Consider the following 15,443-nt stretch of genomic DNA (forward strand, 5'->3'; position numbering starts at 1 on the left):
GCCGGCCGCCCGTCGTCAGGTGACGCGGGCGCGCTCGGCGGGGTAGGCCTCGTACGAGCGGTCGGCGAGCAGCGCGCGGAACCGGTCCATGGCGTCCCAGACGTCGACGAACCGGGTGTACAGCGGTGCCGGGCCCAGGCGCACGCGGTCGGGGGTGCGGAAGTCCGGCACCACCTGGCGGTCGACCAGTGCCTGGGTGAGCTGCCACGCCTGCGGGTGGGCGAAGGTCACGTGCGAGCCCCGGCGCACCGCCTCCCGCGGCGAGGCCAGCGCCACGCCTGCGGGCAGGAGCCACTCGTCGCCGAGGGCGACGATGAGGTCGGTCATCGCCCGGCCCTTGGTGGACAGCTCCCCGATGCCGGCCTCGGCGACGAGGCCTGCGCCGACCTCCACCGCGGCCATGCCGATCACCGGCGGCGTCCCCACCCCGAAGCGCTCGATGCCGTCGGCCGGCTCGTAGGCCGGTCCCATGGCGAACTGGTCGCGCTGGCCGAACCAGCCCTGGATGGGGGAGCGCAGCTCCTCCTGCAGGTCGCGCCGCACGTACAGGAACGCCGGCGCCCCCGGCCCGCCGTTGAGGTACTTGTAGGCGCAGCCCACGGCCAGGTCGGCGCCGATCGCGTCCAGGTCCACGGGCACCGCCCCGACGGCGTGGGAGAGGTCCCACAGCAGCAGCGCGCCGGACTCGTGCACCAGCCGGGTCACCTCCGCGACGTCGGCCAGCGCACCGGAGCGGTAGGCCACCAGCGACAGGACGACGACGGCGACGCGCTCGTCCAGGGCCGCGGCGAGGTCCGCCAGGTCCAGGCCGGTGTCCACGTGCGCGTCGATCTCGCGGACCGTCATGCCACGGGCCCCGGCCACACCCGCCACGACGTACCGGTCGGTCGGGAAGTCGTCCTTCGTGCAGACCAGGACGTCGCGCCCCGGGCGGGCCGTGGCCCCGGCGACCAGCAGCTTGTAGAGGTTCACCGTGGTCGAGTCGCTCACCAGCACCTGACCCGGACCGGCACCCAGCACGCCGGCGCCCAGGTCGTCGCCGAGCCGGGTGGCCGCGCCGATCCACTGCGACCAGGAGCCGACCAGCCCGCGCGCCCACTCCTGCTCGACGACGCGGCTCACGGCGGCGGGGGTGGCCAGCGGCATGCGGCCCAGGGAGTTGCCGTCCAGGTACAGCAGCCTGTCGGGGCCGTCCTCGTCGGCGCCGGCGAATCGCGATCGGAAGCCGGCGAGGGGATCGGCCGCGTCGAGGGCCTCCGCGGCGGCACGGGAGAGGTCCATGCCCCCTTGTGTACGTCACCGCCGGGCCGGACGTGCGCGCGGGCGCGACTAGCCTCGCCGCCCGTGACCCAGCTGCACGACCTGACCGCGCTCGAGCAGGCCGCCGCCGTGCGCTCGGGCGAGGTGAGCCCGACCGAGCTTGTGACCCACGCACTGCGCCGGATCCAGGCCCTCGACGCCGGCCTCGGCGCCTTCATCACCGTCACGCCGGAGCGGGCCCTGGCCGCCGCGGCCGCCGCCGAGCGACGGCTGCGCGACGGGGGCGAGCTGCCGCCGCTGCTGGGGGTGCCGACGGCCATCAAGGACCTCACCAGCACCGCCGGGGTGCCGACGACGTTCGGCTCCCGGGTCACCGCCGATCACGTGCCCACCGTGGACGACGCCGTCGTCACCCGGCTGGCCGCGGCGGGGACCGTCAGCGTCGGCAAGACCAACACGCCGGAGTTCGGCTTCCCCGGCTACACCGACAACGACCTCGTCGGCCCGGCTCGCTGCCCGTGGGACCCGACCCTGCTGGCCGGTGGTTCCAGCGGGGGAGCGGCGGTCGCGGTCGCGGCCGGCTTCGTGCCCTTCGCGCAGGGCAGCGACGGCGGGGGGTCGATCCGCATCCCGGCCAGCGTCAACGGGCTGGTCGGCCTCAAGCCGGCGCGCGGGCGGGTCAGCAACGCACCGCTGGGCAGCGAGGTGACCGGCCTGGTGACCCACGGTCCGCTGGCCCGGACCGTCCGGGACGCGGCCGCGATGCTCGACGCGATGGCCGGCCCGGAGGTCGGTGACCCGACCTGGGCGCCGCCGCTGCCGCCGGGGGAGACCTTCCTGGCGGCGGCCGACCGCGCACCGGGCCGCCTGCGGATCGCCGTGTTCACCGAGTCGCCCATGCCGGACGCCGCGCTCGAGCCAGAGATCGCCGCCGCCCTGGACGGCGCCGCGCGATTGCTGGCCGACCTCGGTCACGACGTCGAGGAGGCGCCGGCCGGGCTGCTGGGCCCCGACGTGCTGCCGGCCTTCGAGCGGGTGTGGGCCCTCTCCGGGGCCACGTTGCAGGTCCCGCCCGAGCGGGTCGGCGAGCTGCGACCCCTCACCCGCGAGCTGCGGGCCCGTGGGCTGGCGCTGTCGGCCCGCGACGCCCTGGAGTCATTGGCCACCCTGCGGTCCTTCGCCCGCGGCTTCCTGCGGGCGACCGGCGACTACGACGTCCTGCTGGCCCCGGTCACCACCATGACGGCACGGCCGGTCGGCTGGTTCGACGCCGACGGGGACGGCGCCGCGGACTTCGAGCGCAACGAGCGCTACGCCGCGTTCCCGGCCCTGTCCAACGTGACCGGCCAGCCGGCCGTGAGCCTGCCCCTGCACTGGACCGCCGGCGGCCTCCCGGTCGGCACCATGCTGGCCGGCCGCCCCGCCGACGAGGCCACGCTGATCTCGCTGTCGGCGCAGCTGGAGGAGGCCCGCCCCTGGGCCGCCCGACACCCCGCGGCCTGGGGAGCGCGGCGGGCTGAGCGACAGGGGTGCCGGTAAGTTGGGACCCGTGACCGTCGCCGAGACCATCCTCGTCTTCGCCGGGGCCCCGCTGGCCGTCGTCCTGCTGCTGGCCCTGCTGACCATCGGGCCCGCCGCGCGCAACCGGCGCCCCCGCTACAAGCCGGGACAGCCGTGGAGCCACGAGCCCATCTGGTACGAGCCGCACCCGGAGGGCACCGGCCACGGCAGTGACCACGGGGACGGCGAGACCACCGCGATCGGCTCCTCGCTCTACGGCGAGCGGCACGGCGCCGACGCCGCCGCCACCCACGCCGTCAGCGGCGGTTCGTCCTCCGCCGGCGGCGCCTCCGCGGCGCGCGCACCCCGGCCGGCAGGTCCCCTCGGCGGCGCCCGGGGCACGTGGTGACCCCGATGCCCACTGCACTCCCGACGACCCTCGCCGCACCGGCGATCGACCTGGCCGGAGGCCCGCGATGACCAGCGCTCTCGAAGTCGAGTCCCACGACACCGCGACCTCCCAGACGGCGGCGGCGCGCACGGACGAGGGCATCGACCAGATCTTCAGCTTCCGCGAGCTGGCCCGCATCGACGAGGCGCTGACCATGTCCTCGCGGGAGACCGGCCTTCGCTTCACCCTCTACGTGGGCGACCTGGGCACGCCGACCCGCGCCCGCGCGGAGGAGCTGCACGCGTACTCCGGCGGGAACACCGCCGAGGCGGTGCTGATCGCCGTCTCGCCCGGGCAGCGCGTGGTCGAGGTCGTCACCGGGTCCGCGGCGGCCCGGCGGCTCCCGGACCGCGCCTGCGCACTGGCGGTGCTGTCCATGACGACGGCGTTCGCCGGGGGCGACCTCGTCGGCGGCATCGTGAACGGCCTGCGCCAGCTGTCCGACCAGGCCGGCCGCCCGTCCGTCCGACACGGGCACTAGCGCACCGCGGTCCACCGATCGCACGAACACGAAGGCCCCGCCTCCCTCATGGGGGGCGGGGCCTTCGTGCTCCGTGGATTAGAGGCCGGCTTCGGCGTCCCGTTCGCGGGCGCGGAGCGCCCGGGCGATGCCGTCGCGGCCCTCGAACACCAGCCGCCGCAGCGCGGCCGGCTGGGTCGCGTCGGCCAGCCAGGCGTCGGCAGCGACGATGGTGCGCGGCTCCACCACCGACGGGAAGAGGTACTGGACGGCGTTCTTCGCGATCTCGCCCGGACGCCGGTCCCAGATCGGCCGGATGTCGGTGAAGTACCGGTCCACGTACTCGGCGGTCAGCTCGCGCTGGGCCGGGTGCCAGAAGCCGGCCACGATCGCCTCGTGCACCGCGTTGGGCACCTCGTCGTCGTGGAACGCCTGCCGCCAGGTCTCGTCCTTGGACTCCGCGGTGGGCCGGAGGGCGCGGGCGGTGGCCGCCCGACGGACGCCGGTGGCGGTCGCGTCGCGCTCGGCCTCCGCGTCGATCTCCGCGTCGCCGGCCGCACCGATGGCGACCAGCCCGTGCAGGAAGGACCACCGCGCATCGGTGTCGACCACGAGTCCTTCGACGGTGCGCGAGCCGTCGAGCAGCCCGCGCAGCGCCGCGACGTGCTCGTCGGTGCGGGCGGCGCTGGCCAGCGTGCGAGACCACATCAGCTGCTGGTCGCTGCCCGCCGACGCCGACTGCAGCGCGGCGAGCGCGTGGTCGCCCAGCAGCGTCCAGCCGGTGGGCGCCCACGTGGGGTCGGCGAAGCTGTTCAGCGCCGACTGCACCCGGGCGAGCAGTGACTGGACGACGCTGATCTCGGTCTCGGCACCGATGCCGGCCAGCACCAGCTCAACCCACTCGCGGGCGGGCAGCTCGGCGTCGCGGGTCATGTCCCACGCCGCGGACCAGCACAGCGCCCGGGCCAGCGGGTCGGTCATCGCCGCGATCCGGGCGCGCAGCGTGGCCAGCGAGCGCTCGTCGAGCCGCAGCTTGGCGTAGGTCAGGTCGTCGTCGTTGACCAGCACGAGGTCCGCAGCCGGGTGGCCCACCAGGTCGGGCACCTCGGTGCGCGCCCCGGCGACGTCCAGCTCGACGCGGTGGCTGCGGGTCAGCCCGTCGGGGCCCTCGCTGTAGAGCCCGACGGCCAGCCGGTGGTTGCGCAGCACCGGGTGCTCGGTGACGGCGGTCTGCTCGATGGTGAAGCTGCTGTACCGGCCGTCCTCGGTGACCTCGAAGACCGGCCGCAGCGTGTTGACCTGGCTGGTGCGCAGCCACTGGTCGGCCCACTCCCTGAGGTCGCGGCCGGAGCTCTCCGACAGCGGGCCGAGCAGGTCCGCGAGCGCGGTGTTGCCGTACTCGTGCTTGCGGAAGTAGCGGCGCACCCCGGCGAGGAACTCGTCCCGGCCGACGTAGGCGACCAGCTGCTTGAGCACCGAGGCACCCTTGGCGTAGGTGATGCCGTCGAAGTTCACCTCGACGGCGGCGACGTCGGGGATGTCCGCGGCGATGGGGTGGGTCGAGGGCAGCTGGTCCTGCGCGTAGGCCCAGGCCTTCTCCGTGTTGGCGAAGGTCGTCCACGCGGTCGTGTACTCGGTGGCCTCGGCCTGGCACAGCGTGCTGATGTAGGTCGCGAAGGACTCGTTGAGCCAGAGGTCGTCCCACCAGCGCATGGTCACCAGGTCGCCGAACCACATGTGGCCCAGTTCGTGCAGCACCGTCTCGGCGCGGCGCTCGTAGCGGGCGCGGCTCACCTTGGAGCGGAAGACGTAGTCCTCCAGGAAGGTGACCGCGCCGGCGTTCTCCATGGCCCCGGCGTTGAACTCGGGCACGAAGAGCTGGTCGTACTTGTCGAACGGGTACGGGTAGTCGAACACCCGGTGGTAGAAGTCGAAGCCCTGCTTGGTGACCCGGAACAGCTCCTCGGGATCGAGGTACTGGGCCAGGCTCGCGCGGCAGTACAGACCCAGCGGGATGCCGTCGTGGGAGTCGGTGACCTTGGCGTAGGGCCCCGCGATCAGCGCGACCAGGTAGGTCGAGAGGCGCTTGGTGGGCGCGAAGTGCACGAGCTGCGCGCCGTTGGCGCCGGCCTCGATGATCCGGTCGCCGCTGTTGGAGACCACCTGCCAGTCGAAGGGCGCCGTCACGTGCAGCGTGAACGTCGCCTTGAGGTCGGGCTGGTCGAAGCAGGCGAACATCCGCTTGGCGTCGGCCGGCTCGAACTGCGTGTAGAGGTAGACCTGCCCGTCCTCGGGGTCGAGGAAGCGGTGCAGTCCCTCGCCGCTGTTGGAGTAGCGGCAGTCGGCGGTGACGACCAGCGTGTTCTGCTCGGCGAGGTCGGGCAGCGGGAGGCCGACGTCCTCGGTCCAGGTGGCCACGTCCAGCTCGACGCCGTTGAGGACGGCCGACCGGATCCCGTCGGCGACCAGGTCGATGAACGTCGAGGCGCCGGGCTCCCGGCAGCCGAACACGACGGTCGCCGTCGACTCGAAGGTTCGCTCGCCGGGATGACCGGCCCCGTCGGTGACGTCGAGCTGGAGGTCGTAGCTCTCGACGGACAGCAGATCGGCGCGCGCTGCGGCGTTGGTGCGGGTCAGGTTGGGTGCGGCCACGTCCCGCAGCTTCCCACGCGGGGACGACGGCATTCGCGGCCGCGGTGGGACCCCGGGCACATGCGACGACCCGGCCTGCGGGGGAACAAGCCGGCGGCGATCCTGATTGGCACCCGACGAGAGCCCCGGTGAGGACACCCGGGACCACCGACCGCGAGGAGAACCCCCATGACCGAGGCAGTGCAGAGCGCGCCCGTGAAGGCCCGCGTCGACTTCTGGTTCGACCCGCTGTGCCCGTGGGCCTGGCTCACCAGCCGCTGGGTGCTCGAGGCTGCCAAGGTCCGCGAGATCGACCTCCACTGGCACGTCATGTCGCTGGCCGTGCTCAACCGCGGTCGCGACCTGCCGGAGGAGTACCAGGAGATGATGAAGAAGGCGATCGGCCCGGTGCGGGTCGCGATCGCCGCCGCCCAGCAGCACGGCGACGAGGTCCTCGGCGACCTCTACACCGCGATGGGCACCCTGCGGCACCACGAGAAGGCCGAGCTCGACGAGCTGATCGCCCCCGCGCTGGAGCGCGCCGGCCTGCCGGCCTCCCTCGCCGAGGCCGCGACCTCCACCGAGTACGACGAGGCGCTCGAGAAGAGCCACCACGAGGGCATGGACCCGGTCGGTGACGACGTCGGCACGCCGGTCATGCACATCGACGGCGTCGCCTTCTTCGGCCCGGTCATCAGCAAGGTCCCCACCGGTGAGGACGCCGGCAAGGCCTTCGACGGCGCCGTTCTGCTGGCCAACCTCCCCGACTTCTGGGAGCTCAAGCGCACCCGCAGCACCGGCCCGGACATGGACAGCGTCCCCGCCGAGACCCTGGAGATCACCCGCTCCTGATCCGCTTATCCGCGGAAAAGCAGACCGCTTATCCGCGGAAAAGCAGACCGCTTTTCCGCGGAAAAGCAGGGTGGGAGGGGCTGCGGCATCCTGGTGCGATGCCGCACCCCCTCCGCCAGCGGATCTTCATCTCCGGCGCCAGCGCGGGCCTCGGCCAGGGCATGGCCCGCCGGTTCGCCGCCATGGGCCGCGACCTCGCGCTGACCGCCCGCCGGCTCGACCGGCTCGAGGCGCTGCGCGACGAGCTGCTCGCCGCGCACCCCGGCATCCGCGTGGTGGTGGCCGCCATGGACGTCGACGACCCTGGGTCGGTCGCCGCGGTGATGCCCCGGCTCGCCGACGAGCTGGGCGGGTTCGACCGGGTGATCGTCAACGCGGGCATCGGCAAGGGCGGTTCGGTGGGCACCGGTGAGGCCGCCGCCAACCGCGCCGTCCTGGTGACCAACGTGCTCGGCTCGCACGCGCAGTGCGAGGCGGCGATGGAGTTGTTCCGCAGGCAGGGCGCCGGTCACCTCGTGATCGTCTCGTCGGTCGCCTCGGTCCGTGGCATGCCCGGCACCCGCACGGCCTACGGCGCGAGCAAGGCGGCGCTCAACTCGCTCGCCGAAGGCATCCGCTCGGACGTCTACGGCTCGCAGATCGTCGTCTCCACGGTCCTGCCCGGGTACATCGCGACCGACATCAACGAGGGACGGCGTGGGCCGCTGACCGTCGGCCTGGACAAGGGCGTGGACGCGCTGGTCGACGTCGTCGAGCGGGAGCCGGTGCGCGGCTACGTGCCGGAGTGGCCGTGGCGCCCGGTCGCCGGCCTGCTGCGCGCGCTGCCGCTGTCCGTCGTCCGCCGCCTCACCGGTTCCTGAGCCCGTCATCGAGTCCGCCGCGAGGGTGACCGTCAGGCAGGTCCAGTCGGGTGACCTGCCACGCCTGCTGGTCGGCGCCGGCCCGCGGGACCGGTTCCACCACGTCGAGCGGGCAGGCATGCAGGAGCGCGGTGAGGCGACGTACCTGGTGGCCTGGGACGGCGACCTGCCCTGTGGTCGGGGAACCATGTTCCACCGCTCGAAGTACGAGCGCGTCCGTGACCTCCTGGGCGACTTTCCGGAGCTGAACGGGCTGGAGGCCGTCCCACGAGGCAGGGGGATCGGCACGCGGCTCGTCGCGGCGGCGGAGGCCCGGGCGACGACGCTGGGAGCTGCGCGGATCGGTCTCGCGGTCGAGCACGGGAACGTCGACGCCCGACGTCTCTACGAGCGGCTCGGCTACGTCGAGTGGGAGCACGGCGACGTCGTCGACCGGTGGTTCGAGCGGGACGGCAGCGGCACGGCCGTCCGCGAGCACGCCGACCCGTGCAGCTACCTGGTCAAGAACCTGACCGGCCGCTGACCCCTGCTCGGGACTTCCGGTACAGGAAGTCCGAGGGTGGTCCGGACTTTCTGCACCGAAAGTCCCTGGGAGGTCACCAGCAGATGCGCATGGGGCGGCCGCGGCTGTCGGTCGTGCCGTCGCCGACGCACTCGCCACGCCTGTCGCTGAGGCGCTGGGCCGACCACGCCGCCGCGCAAGCGTCCAGCGCGTCGACCATCGGCACGAGCCGGGGCGCGTCGGTCAGCGCCTGCTCGACATCCATCACCGCGGACAGCGCGGTGAGCCGCTGCATGGTGCCGCGTGCGGTGACCTTCGGGTCGGTGACCCGGCGGTCGAGCGCCCGGAAGGCCAGCTCCGGATGCACCTCCACCACGCGTTCGGACGGCGGATCGCCCAGGGCGTCGTCGAGCTGGCGGATCGCCTTGACCAGCTGGAACGCCTGCGCCGACGGAGCGCGCGGGGGAGTCGTGTGCAGCCGGGACAGCCGTCGCGCCTCGGCGTAGTCGTCGGTCTGCAGCACGACTCGAACGGGCGCCGGGAAGACGGAGCTCCCGGCGGGCCCCAGCAGCTTCTTGGCCGCCACGTCGCAGGCGCGCGCGCCGTCGTGGGACAGGCCGATCGGCATGTCGATGGCGATCAGCTCCACGTCGGGGACGGCCAGCGCGGCGGCGACGTCGTCCAGGACCAGCAGTTCGACCGTGCGGCCGGTGAGCAGCGCGCCGACCCAGCGACCCCGCCAGCCGTCGACCCCGAGAACCGCCACGCGGGCACCCTGTCAAACTTCACCCCATGCGCGTCTTCGTCGGTACCGACCACGCCGGCCTCGAGTTCAAGGAGCACCTGAAGAAGGTCCTCACCGAGGCCGGGCACGAGCCCGTCGACTGCGGGGCGTTCGAGTACGACGCCCAGGACGACTACCCGCCCTTCTGCTTCGAGGTGGGGGAGCGGACGGTCACCGAGCCCGGCTCGCTCGGCGTCGTCATCGGGGGCTCGGGCAACGGCGAGCAGATCGCGGCCAACAAGGTGCCCGGCGTCCGCGCCGCCCTGGTCTGGAACACCGCGACCGCGCAGCTCGCCCGCGAGCACAACGACGCCAACGTCGTCTCCATCGGCGCCCGGCAGCACAGCGTCGAGGAGGCCTCCGAGCTGGTGCTGGAGTTTCTGCGCACCCCGTTCAGCGGCGACGAGCGGCACGTCCGGCGGATCGGCCTGATGAGCGACTACGAGCGCGACCGGCACCGCCCCGCCGGCGGTCAGCCCACCGGCACGCAGCAGCACCCCTGATTAAAACTCGTCGGGGCACCACGGCGTGACCGGCCAGCCGAAGCCGGTCGACGCCTGGACCACGGCGCCCGGGCTCACCTCGTGCACCCGGCCCGCGCCCTGCAGCGAGGCCAGGGACACCCCGCCCAGGTAGGCCGCGGACAGCTCCTCGATGCCGAGCACGATGTCGGGGTCGCGGTCGGTGCGGTCGCAGAAGGCGCCGGCCGGGTGCCCCCACAGGTGCCAGCGGCCGGTGTTCTCCGGGCAGAACTCGTCGCGCACCTCGAACACCATGTCCAGCGGCGCGGGGTAGCGGCGGGCCGACAGCGCGCGGCCGACGTCGACCACGCGGATCCACAGCGCGTCGACCGGGTGGGCGTGCAGCGCACGCACGTCGGCGATGAGGTGGCGCAACGGGTCGTCGTCGGAGCCGAGGGGCGACCGCACCGTGCGCACCAGGTCGATGGAGAGCAGGTACTGCCACAGGGCGGCGTAGGCGGCCGGTGTCGCGGCGCGCACCTCGTCCACCGTGATCTCGCCCTCGGGTTCGCTCGAGTCGCTCCAGCTCGCCTTGCGTCGGTAGGTGGCGTAACCGGTCGCCGAGCCGTCGGCCTCGGTGTGCAGCAGCAACTGCTTGGCCGGCCGGCCCTTGCGCTCCTCCGGCTCGTCGAGCATGAAGCGGTCCCACCAGCGCTCGTCGCGCGCCAGGTTGCCGGGCACCCAGCGGCGCAGCTGATCGTGCAGGGGCACGGCCGCGCCCCGGAATTCCGCGGGCTCCGCCGGGCGGACCGACCCCGTGCCGGTGTCGGCGCCGGGCCGCAGGCGCATCCCCTGGGTGCGCCCGATCCAGCCGCCGCGTCGGGTCGCCGGGGCGTAGCCGAACCGGCCGTAGATCGATGCCTCCGCTGCCCACAGGGCAGCGACCGGTTCCCGCTCGGCGGCCCGGATGTCGTCGAGCTGGCGGCGCATGATCGCGGTGAGGACGCCGCGCCGCCGGTGGGTGGGGGCGACGGTGATCCAGGTGACGCCCGCACACGGCACGACAGCGCCGGGCACGGTGAGCCGGCGGCTGTAGATCCCCGCCGTCGCCACCACGCGGCCTGCGTCCCACAGCGACAGCGACCGGTCGAGCTCGGCCCACGGCGACGGCGTGTCGAGGAAGCGCCCACTGGGCTCGTCGCCGAACACCTCGTACATCGCCCGGATGAAGGGCGGCCACTCCTCGGCGGTGATCGGACGGAGCTGGTCGGCGAGGTCGTGGGGCACGCACTGTGTCTACCGGTCGGGACGGGCGGGGCGCCAACGGGTTGTCGGGGAGCGATCCGGCTGCACAGGATGCGCGGATGGACGTCGAGCGGCCGATCGGCTGGTGGGTCAAACGCCTGGACACCCTCCTCGAGGAGGCGCTCGACTCCGTCGTCGCCGGGGAGGGGCTGACCCGCCGGCACTGGCAGGTGCTGCACTCGCTGGCCGGCGGCATGGACCGGGAGTCCGACGTCGTAGCCGCCCTGGCGGACTTCTCCGGCGACGCGGGCGCGATCGTCGGCGACCTGGCCGGGCGGGGCTGGGTGGACCGGACCGAGGGCGGTGCCCTGCACCTGACGGCCGAGGGCACGGCCGCGCACGACCGGGTCTCGCGAGCGGTCGGTCGGGTGCGCCGGCACACCGCCGACGGGCTGTCCCGCCAGGAGTACGAGCGCACGGTCCTCGTGCTCACCCGGATGGTCGAGAACGTGGAGCGGGCGCTGGGCCGGGAGTGACTCAGCCGCGCAGATAGGCCAGCGTCGCCATCACCCGCCGGTGCTGGTCACCGTCCTGGGCCAACCCGAGCTTGGCGAAGATGTGCTGGGTGTGCTTCTCCACCGCCCCCGCGGTGACCACCAGGATGCGGGCGATCGCGGTGTTCGAGTGGCCCTCGGCTATCAGCCCGAGCACCTCCCGCTCGCGCGGGGTCAGCCGCCGCACCGGGTCGTCGGCCCGGCGTCGCGCGAACAGCTGGGCCACCACCTGCGGGTCGAGGACGGTGCCCCCGGAGACGACGTCCTCGAGCGCGGCGAGGAACGTGTCGACGTCGGCCACCCGATCCTTGAGCAGGTAGCCCACCCCGCCGCGCCCGTCGGCCAGCAGCTCGTCGGCGTAGGCCACCTCGACGTACTGGGACAGCACCAGCATCGCCGTCCCCGGCACCAGGCGGCGCGCCTCGACGGCGGCCCGCAGCCCCTCGTCGGTGTGCGTGGGCGGCATGCGGACGTCGACCACGGCGACGTCCGGGCGGTGCTCGACCACCGCGCGCACCAGCGACGGGCCGTCGGCGACCGCGGCGAGCACCTCGGTGCCCGCCTCCTCGAGCAGCCGGACCAGGCCCTCCCGCAGGAGGACCGAGTCGTCGGCCAGCACTACGCGCACGGGAGTTCCGCAGTCATCCGGGTCGGACCGCCGCGGGGGCTGTCCACGGTCAGGACGCCGTCGACCGCCTGCAACCGGTCGGTGAGCCCGGCCAGACCGTGACCGGGGGCGAGGACGGCGCCACCGATGCCGTCGTCCTCGACGACGACCCGCATCCGCAGCCCGTCGGAAGCCAGTGCCACCCGGCAGGTGCTCGCGTCGCTGTGCTTGGCCGCGTTTGCCAGCGCCTCGCTGACCACGAAGTAGGCGGTGTTCTCGGTGACCGGAGCCAGCCGCTCGGTGGGCAGGTCGACGGCGAGCTCGACCGGCACGGGGGAGCGGGCGGCCAGCGCGGCCAGGGCGGCGGCGAGGCCGCGGTCGGCGAGCACCGGCGGGGCGATGCCGCGGGAGAGGGCGCGCAGTTCCTCCAGCGTCTCGCGGGCCAGGTCGGCGGCCTCGGTCAGCGTGGTGCGCGCGGCGCCCGGGTCGCGGTCGAGCTGCCGCTGGGCGCGCGAGAGGTCCATCGACAGCCGCACCAGCCGCTGCTGGGGGCCGTCGTGGATGTCCCGCTCCAGGCGGCGCAGCGCCACGGCCTCGGCGGCGACCGCGGCCTCCCGGCCCTCGGCCAGGCGGCCGATCTCCGCCTGCGTGGCCGCCCGTGAGGTCAGCATGATGCGGCTCAGCTGCGCCTGCAGGAGCGCCACGGCGCGGACGGCGAAGGGCAGGATCACGGCGGCCACGAGACCGATGGCCGTGTAGAGGAGGATCCGCCGGCCGGCGGTGCTCTCGTGGCCGAGGACCTCGAGCAGGTCCTGGTTGTCGGGGTCGGTGGAGGAGTTCGGCAGCGTCCAGTCGTAGGCGCCGTAGGTGAGGCCGGTGAGCGCGATCGACCAGAAGACGACCGTCACCACGAAGCCGAGGATCGCCAGCGGGAACCGGATCAGCGCGTGCAGCGCGTCCAGCCAGGTCTGCGGATCGCGCAGGGGGGTGAGCAGCTTGCGGACCACCCCGCCCTCTGGGACCAGGTAGGCCGGGGTCGGGACCGGCCTGCCGAGGACAGCGGGCAACCAGGCGCGCTCGACCGCGGCGAACCCTCGGGCGGCGACCAGCGTGGCGGCGAGGACCGCCAGGCCGACCGTGATCACGAGCAGCCCGGCGCTGACCGACAGGCCGGTGACCACGATGACGAAGGCGGCGACCGCAACCGGGAAGTTGGTCAGCGTGTAGCCGCTGTCCACCGCGAGCTGGCGCAGGACGCCCGGCCGGCGGCGGGCTTCCGGAGCGGGCGCAGCGGTCATCACCGGGAGGACGGCGGTGTCGGTGTTCATGCCGTCGAGCCTGGCCGCGGGCGGGTCCGGGACCCATCCCGCTGACTGGCCGATCGGGGGTCGGGCCGGCCCGACCGTGCGCTGTTCATGTCGGGCTGGATGCTCCCGGCACCGGTGGCCGGGTGTCCAGCGGCCGCTCCCCGTCCGGGTGGTGGGCCGTAGGGTCGGAGGCCAGTACCGGTGTCCGTCGCGCCGTCCGCCCGGGGGCGCCGTCCCGGGTCGAAGGAGGATCGTGCGCTCTCGCGCGGCAGCCGTGCCTGCAGCCCTCCTCCTGCTGGTGGCCGGCTGCACCGACTCCGGATCCGGGTCGTCGTCCTCCGACGACGACCCGACCTCGTCCGGCAGCGCGTCGTCCCCGGTCGCCGCGGAGCCCGGCACCGGCCTGACCGTGGTCGCCGACGAGGACCCGGTCGCGCAGGCGGTGAGCACCAGCCGTGCGTTGTTCGAGAGCTCCCCGGTCGCGGTGCTGGTCCGCGCCGACGACCGCGCGGGGCAGCTCCTGGGTGCGTCGGCAGCCGTCGGCCTGGGGGTCCCGCTGCTGGTCGAGCCGGACGGCGGTGGGGGAGACCAACCGGCGGAGGAGCTGGGCCGCCTGGGTGCCGACGTCGTCCTGACCGTCGGCGAGGCCGAGGGGCCGGAGGACGGTCCCGAGGTGCGGTCGGTGCCGGCCGACGTGGAGGCGGTGGCCGCGGCCACCGGACTGTCCCTGGACGAGGAGCAGACCGTCCCGTCGGACGGCGATCTCGCAGCGGTGGCCGACCTGGATCCCGACGGCCCGGTCGCCCTGCGGCCCGAGGACGACGAGACAGCCGCGGACGACGTCGACGCCGACGAGCTGCCCGAGTTCGACCGCGCCGACCCGGTCGAGGGGGTGGTCGTGCTCGCCGGCGACGACGCCTCGCCCGCCGCGGTCGCGACCGCCCGCGCCGCCGGGGCGCGCGTGGTGCCCATGGCGGGAAGCACCGACCCCCGGGCATCGGCCGACGTCGTCGAGGCCCTGTCCGACGAGGGCGCGGAGACCGTGGTCGCCGTGGGCGCCGGGCTCGGTGCGGAGCCGGGGCTCGACTGGAAGGTGGCGACGGCGGCCACCGGCACCGAGCTGCCCGGCGGGGGACAGCTGCTCTTCCCGGGCCGGATGATGGTGGCGCTGTACGGATTCCCGGGCAGCGGCGCGCTGGGCGTGCTGGGGGAGCAGCCGCTGGACGCGGCGATCCAGCGGGCGCGGGACACCGCCGCCCCGTACGACCCGCTCGTCGAGACCCCCGTCGTCCCCGCCTTCGAGGTCATCGTGACGGTCGCCTCGGAGTTCGCGGGTCCGGACGGCAACTACTCCACCGAGAGCGCCGTCGAGACGGTGCGGCCCTGGGTGGAAGCCGCCGGCGCGGCCGGGCTCTACGTGATCCTCGACCTGCAGCCCGGCCGCACCGACTTCGTCGCACAGGCCGAGCTGTACCGGCCGCTGCTGGAGCTGCCGCACGTCGGGCTGGCCCTGGACCCGGAGTGGCGGCTGGCGCCGGACGAGGTGCACCTGACCCAGATCGGCTCGGTGGGCATCGAGGAGGTCAACCGGGTGGTCACCTGGCTCGCCGACCTGACCCAGGCGAAGGCGCTGCCGCAGAAGCTGCTCGTGCTGCACCAGTTCCGGCTGGACATGCTGCCCGGGCGCGAGTTCCTCGATCTGTCCCGCGACGAGCTGACGATCATGATCCACGCCGACGGGCAGGGGCCGCAGGGCAGCAAGCAGGCCACCTGGAGCGCCCTGCGCCAGGGAGCGCCCGAGGGGCTGGCGTGGGGCTGGAAGAACTTCTACGACGAGGACGCCCCGATGCTGACCCCCGAGCAGACGATCCAGCAGGTGCTGCCGACGCCGGAGCTGGTCACCTACCAGTAGTTCGCCGTGCGGTGAAAGCGTCCGCGGACCCTCCCGAACTGTCGGTCGGCTGTGGTG

The 15,443-nt window shown here is 74.0% G+C and carries 15 protein-coding genes; 9 read left to right on the plus strand and 6 right to left on the minus strand.

All coding sequences use genetic code 11. The features are described from left to right. Positions 1-15 precede the first annotated feature (15 nt). The gene (gene kynU, locus BLS70_RS09070; protein ID WP_091766284.1) at positions 16-1,281 is read right to left on the minus strand and encodes a kynureninase; all 1,266 of its coding nucleotides are present in this window, start codon (positions 1,279-1,281) and stop codon (positions 16-18) included. A gap of 63 nt (positions 1,282-1,344) precedes the next feature. Here kynU and BLS70_RS09075 point away from each other — a divergent pair, with 63 nt between their 5' ends. The 3 genes from BLS70_RS09075 to BLS70_RS09085 all read left to right on the plus strand — a co-directional run bounded on the left by BLS70_RS09075 (position 1,345) and on the right by BLS70_RS09085 (position 3,692). Beyond that, positions 1,345-2,799 (plus strand): amidase, encoded by a 1,455-nt coding sequence (locus BLS70_RS09075; RefSeq protein WP_091766287.1) that lies wholly within the window; start codon positions 1,345-1,347, stop codon positions 2,797-2,799. 10 nt (positions 2,800-2,809) lie between these two features. After that, complete coding sequence (gene ctaJ, locus BLS70_RS09080) at positions 2,810-3,169, plus strand: aa3-type cytochrome oxidase subunit CtaJ (RefSeq protein WP_091766290.1); 360 nt, start codon at positions 2,810-2,812, stop codon at positions 3,167-3,169. A 67-nt stretch (positions 3,170-3,236) separates the two neighbouring features. Next, positions 3,237-3,692, plus strand: a complete 456-nt coding sequence (locus BLS70_RS09085; protein ID WP_091766293.1) for a DUF5130 family protein — start codon at positions 3,237-3,239, stop codon at positions 3,690-3,692. 78 nt (positions 3,693-3,770) lie between these two features. Here BLS70_RS09085 and pepN read toward each other — a convergent pair whose 3' ends face one another. Next, positions 3,771-6,323, minus strand: coding sequence for an aminopeptidase N (gene pepN / locus BLS70_RS09090; RefSeq protein WP_091767159.1), 2,553 nt, complete (start codon positions 6,321-6,323; stop codon positions 3,771-3,773). A gap of 168 nt (positions 6,324-6,491) precedes the next feature. On the opposite strand from pepN, the gene BLS70_RS09095 reads away from it, so the two are divergent. The 3 genes from BLS70_RS09095 to BLS70_RS09105 all read left to right on the plus strand — a co-directional run bounded on the left by BLS70_RS09095 (position 6,492) and on the right by BLS70_RS09105 (position 8,537). Next, on the plus strand, positions 6,492-7,154 hold the full coding sequence (locus BLS70_RS09095; RefSeq protein WP_091766296.1) for a mycothiol-dependent nitroreductase Rv2466c family protein: 663 nt from the start codon (positions 6,492-6,494) through the stop codon (positions 7,152-7,154). Positions 7,155-7,252: 98 nt separating this feature from the next. Beyond that, the gene (locus BLS70_RS09100; protein WP_091766299.1) at positions 7,253-8,014 is read left to right on the plus strand and encodes an SDR family oxidoreductase; all 762 of its coding nucleotides are present in this window, start codon (positions 7,253-7,255) and stop codon (positions 8,012-8,014) included. A 25-nt stretch (positions 8,015-8,039) separates the two neighbouring features. Then, on the plus strand, positions 8,040-8,537 hold the full coding sequence (locus tag BLS70_RS09105) for a GNAT family N-acetyltransferase (RefSeq protein ID WP_091766302.1): 498 nt from the start codon (positions 8,040-8,042) through the stop codon (positions 8,535-8,537). A 73-nt stretch (positions 8,538-8,610) separates the two neighbouring features. On the opposite strand, the gene BLS70_RS09110 is transcribed toward BLS70_RS09105, so the two are convergent. Further along, positions 8,611-9,282 (minus strand): DUF429 domain-containing protein, encoded by a 672-nt coding sequence (locus BLS70_RS09110; protein WP_091766305.1) that lies wholly within the window; start codon positions 9,280-9,282, stop codon positions 8,611-8,613. A 26-nt stretch (positions 9,283-9,308) separates the two neighbouring features. Here BLS70_RS09110 and BLS70_RS09115 point away from each other — a divergent pair, with 26 nt between their 5' ends. Then, the gene (locus tag BLS70_RS09115) at positions 9,309-9,803 is read left to right on the plus strand and encodes a ribose-5-phosphate isomerase (protein ID WP_091766308.1); all 495 of its coding nucleotides are present in this window, start codon (positions 9,309-9,311) and stop codon (positions 9,801-9,803) included. Here BLS70_RS09115 and BLS70_RS09120 read toward each other — a convergent pair whose 3' ends face one another. Beyond that, positions 9,804-11,048 carry a GNAT family N-acetyltransferase gene (locus BLS70_RS09120; protein ID WP_091766311.1) on the minus strand — a complete coding sequence of 415 codons (1,245 nt, stop codon included), beginning with the start codon at positions 11,046-11,048 and terminating at the stop codon, positions 9,804-9,806. A gap of 77 nt (positions 11,049-11,125) precedes the next feature. On the opposite strand from BLS70_RS09120, the gene BLS70_RS09125 reads away from it, so the two are divergent. Further along, a complete protein-coding gene (locus BLS70_RS09125; protein ID WP_091766314.1) occupies positions 11,126-11,542 on the plus strand; it encodes a winged helix DNA-binding protein in 417 nt (138 codons plus the stop codon). A 1-nt stretch (position 11,543) separates the two neighbouring features. Here BLS70_RS09125 and BLS70_RS09130 read toward each other — a convergent pair whose 3' ends face one another. Both BLS70_RS09130 and BLS70_RS09135 read right to left on the minus strand, forming a co-directional pair. Next, positions 11,544-12,188, minus strand: coding sequence for a response regulator (locus tag BLS70_RS09130; protein ID WP_091766317.1), 645 nt, complete (start codon positions 12,186-12,188; stop codon positions 11,544-11,546). Further along, positions 12,179-13,495 (minus strand): sensor histidine kinase, encoded by a 1,317-nt coding sequence (locus BLS70_RS09135; RefSeq protein WP_218122351.1) that lies wholly within the window; start codon positions 13,493-13,495, stop codon positions 12,179-12,181. The genes BLS70_RS09130 and BLS70_RS09135 overlap by 10 nt, the downstream gene beginning before the upstream one ends. A gap of 232 nt (positions 13,496-13,727) precedes the next feature. On the opposite strand from BLS70_RS09135, the gene BLS70_RS09140 reads away from it, so the two are divergent. Beyond that, positions 13,728-15,386, plus strand: a complete 1,659-nt coding sequence (locus BLS70_RS09140) for a hypothetical protein (protein ID WP_255362345.1) — start codon at positions 13,728-13,730, stop codon at positions 15,384-15,386. Positions 15,387-15,443 lie beyond the last annotated feature (57 nt).

This window comes from Blastococcus aurantiacus (assembly GCF_900102425.1).
Lineage (GTDB): Bacteria > Actinomycetota > Actinomycetes > Mycobacteriales > Geodermatophilaceae > Blastococcus > Blastococcus aurantiacus.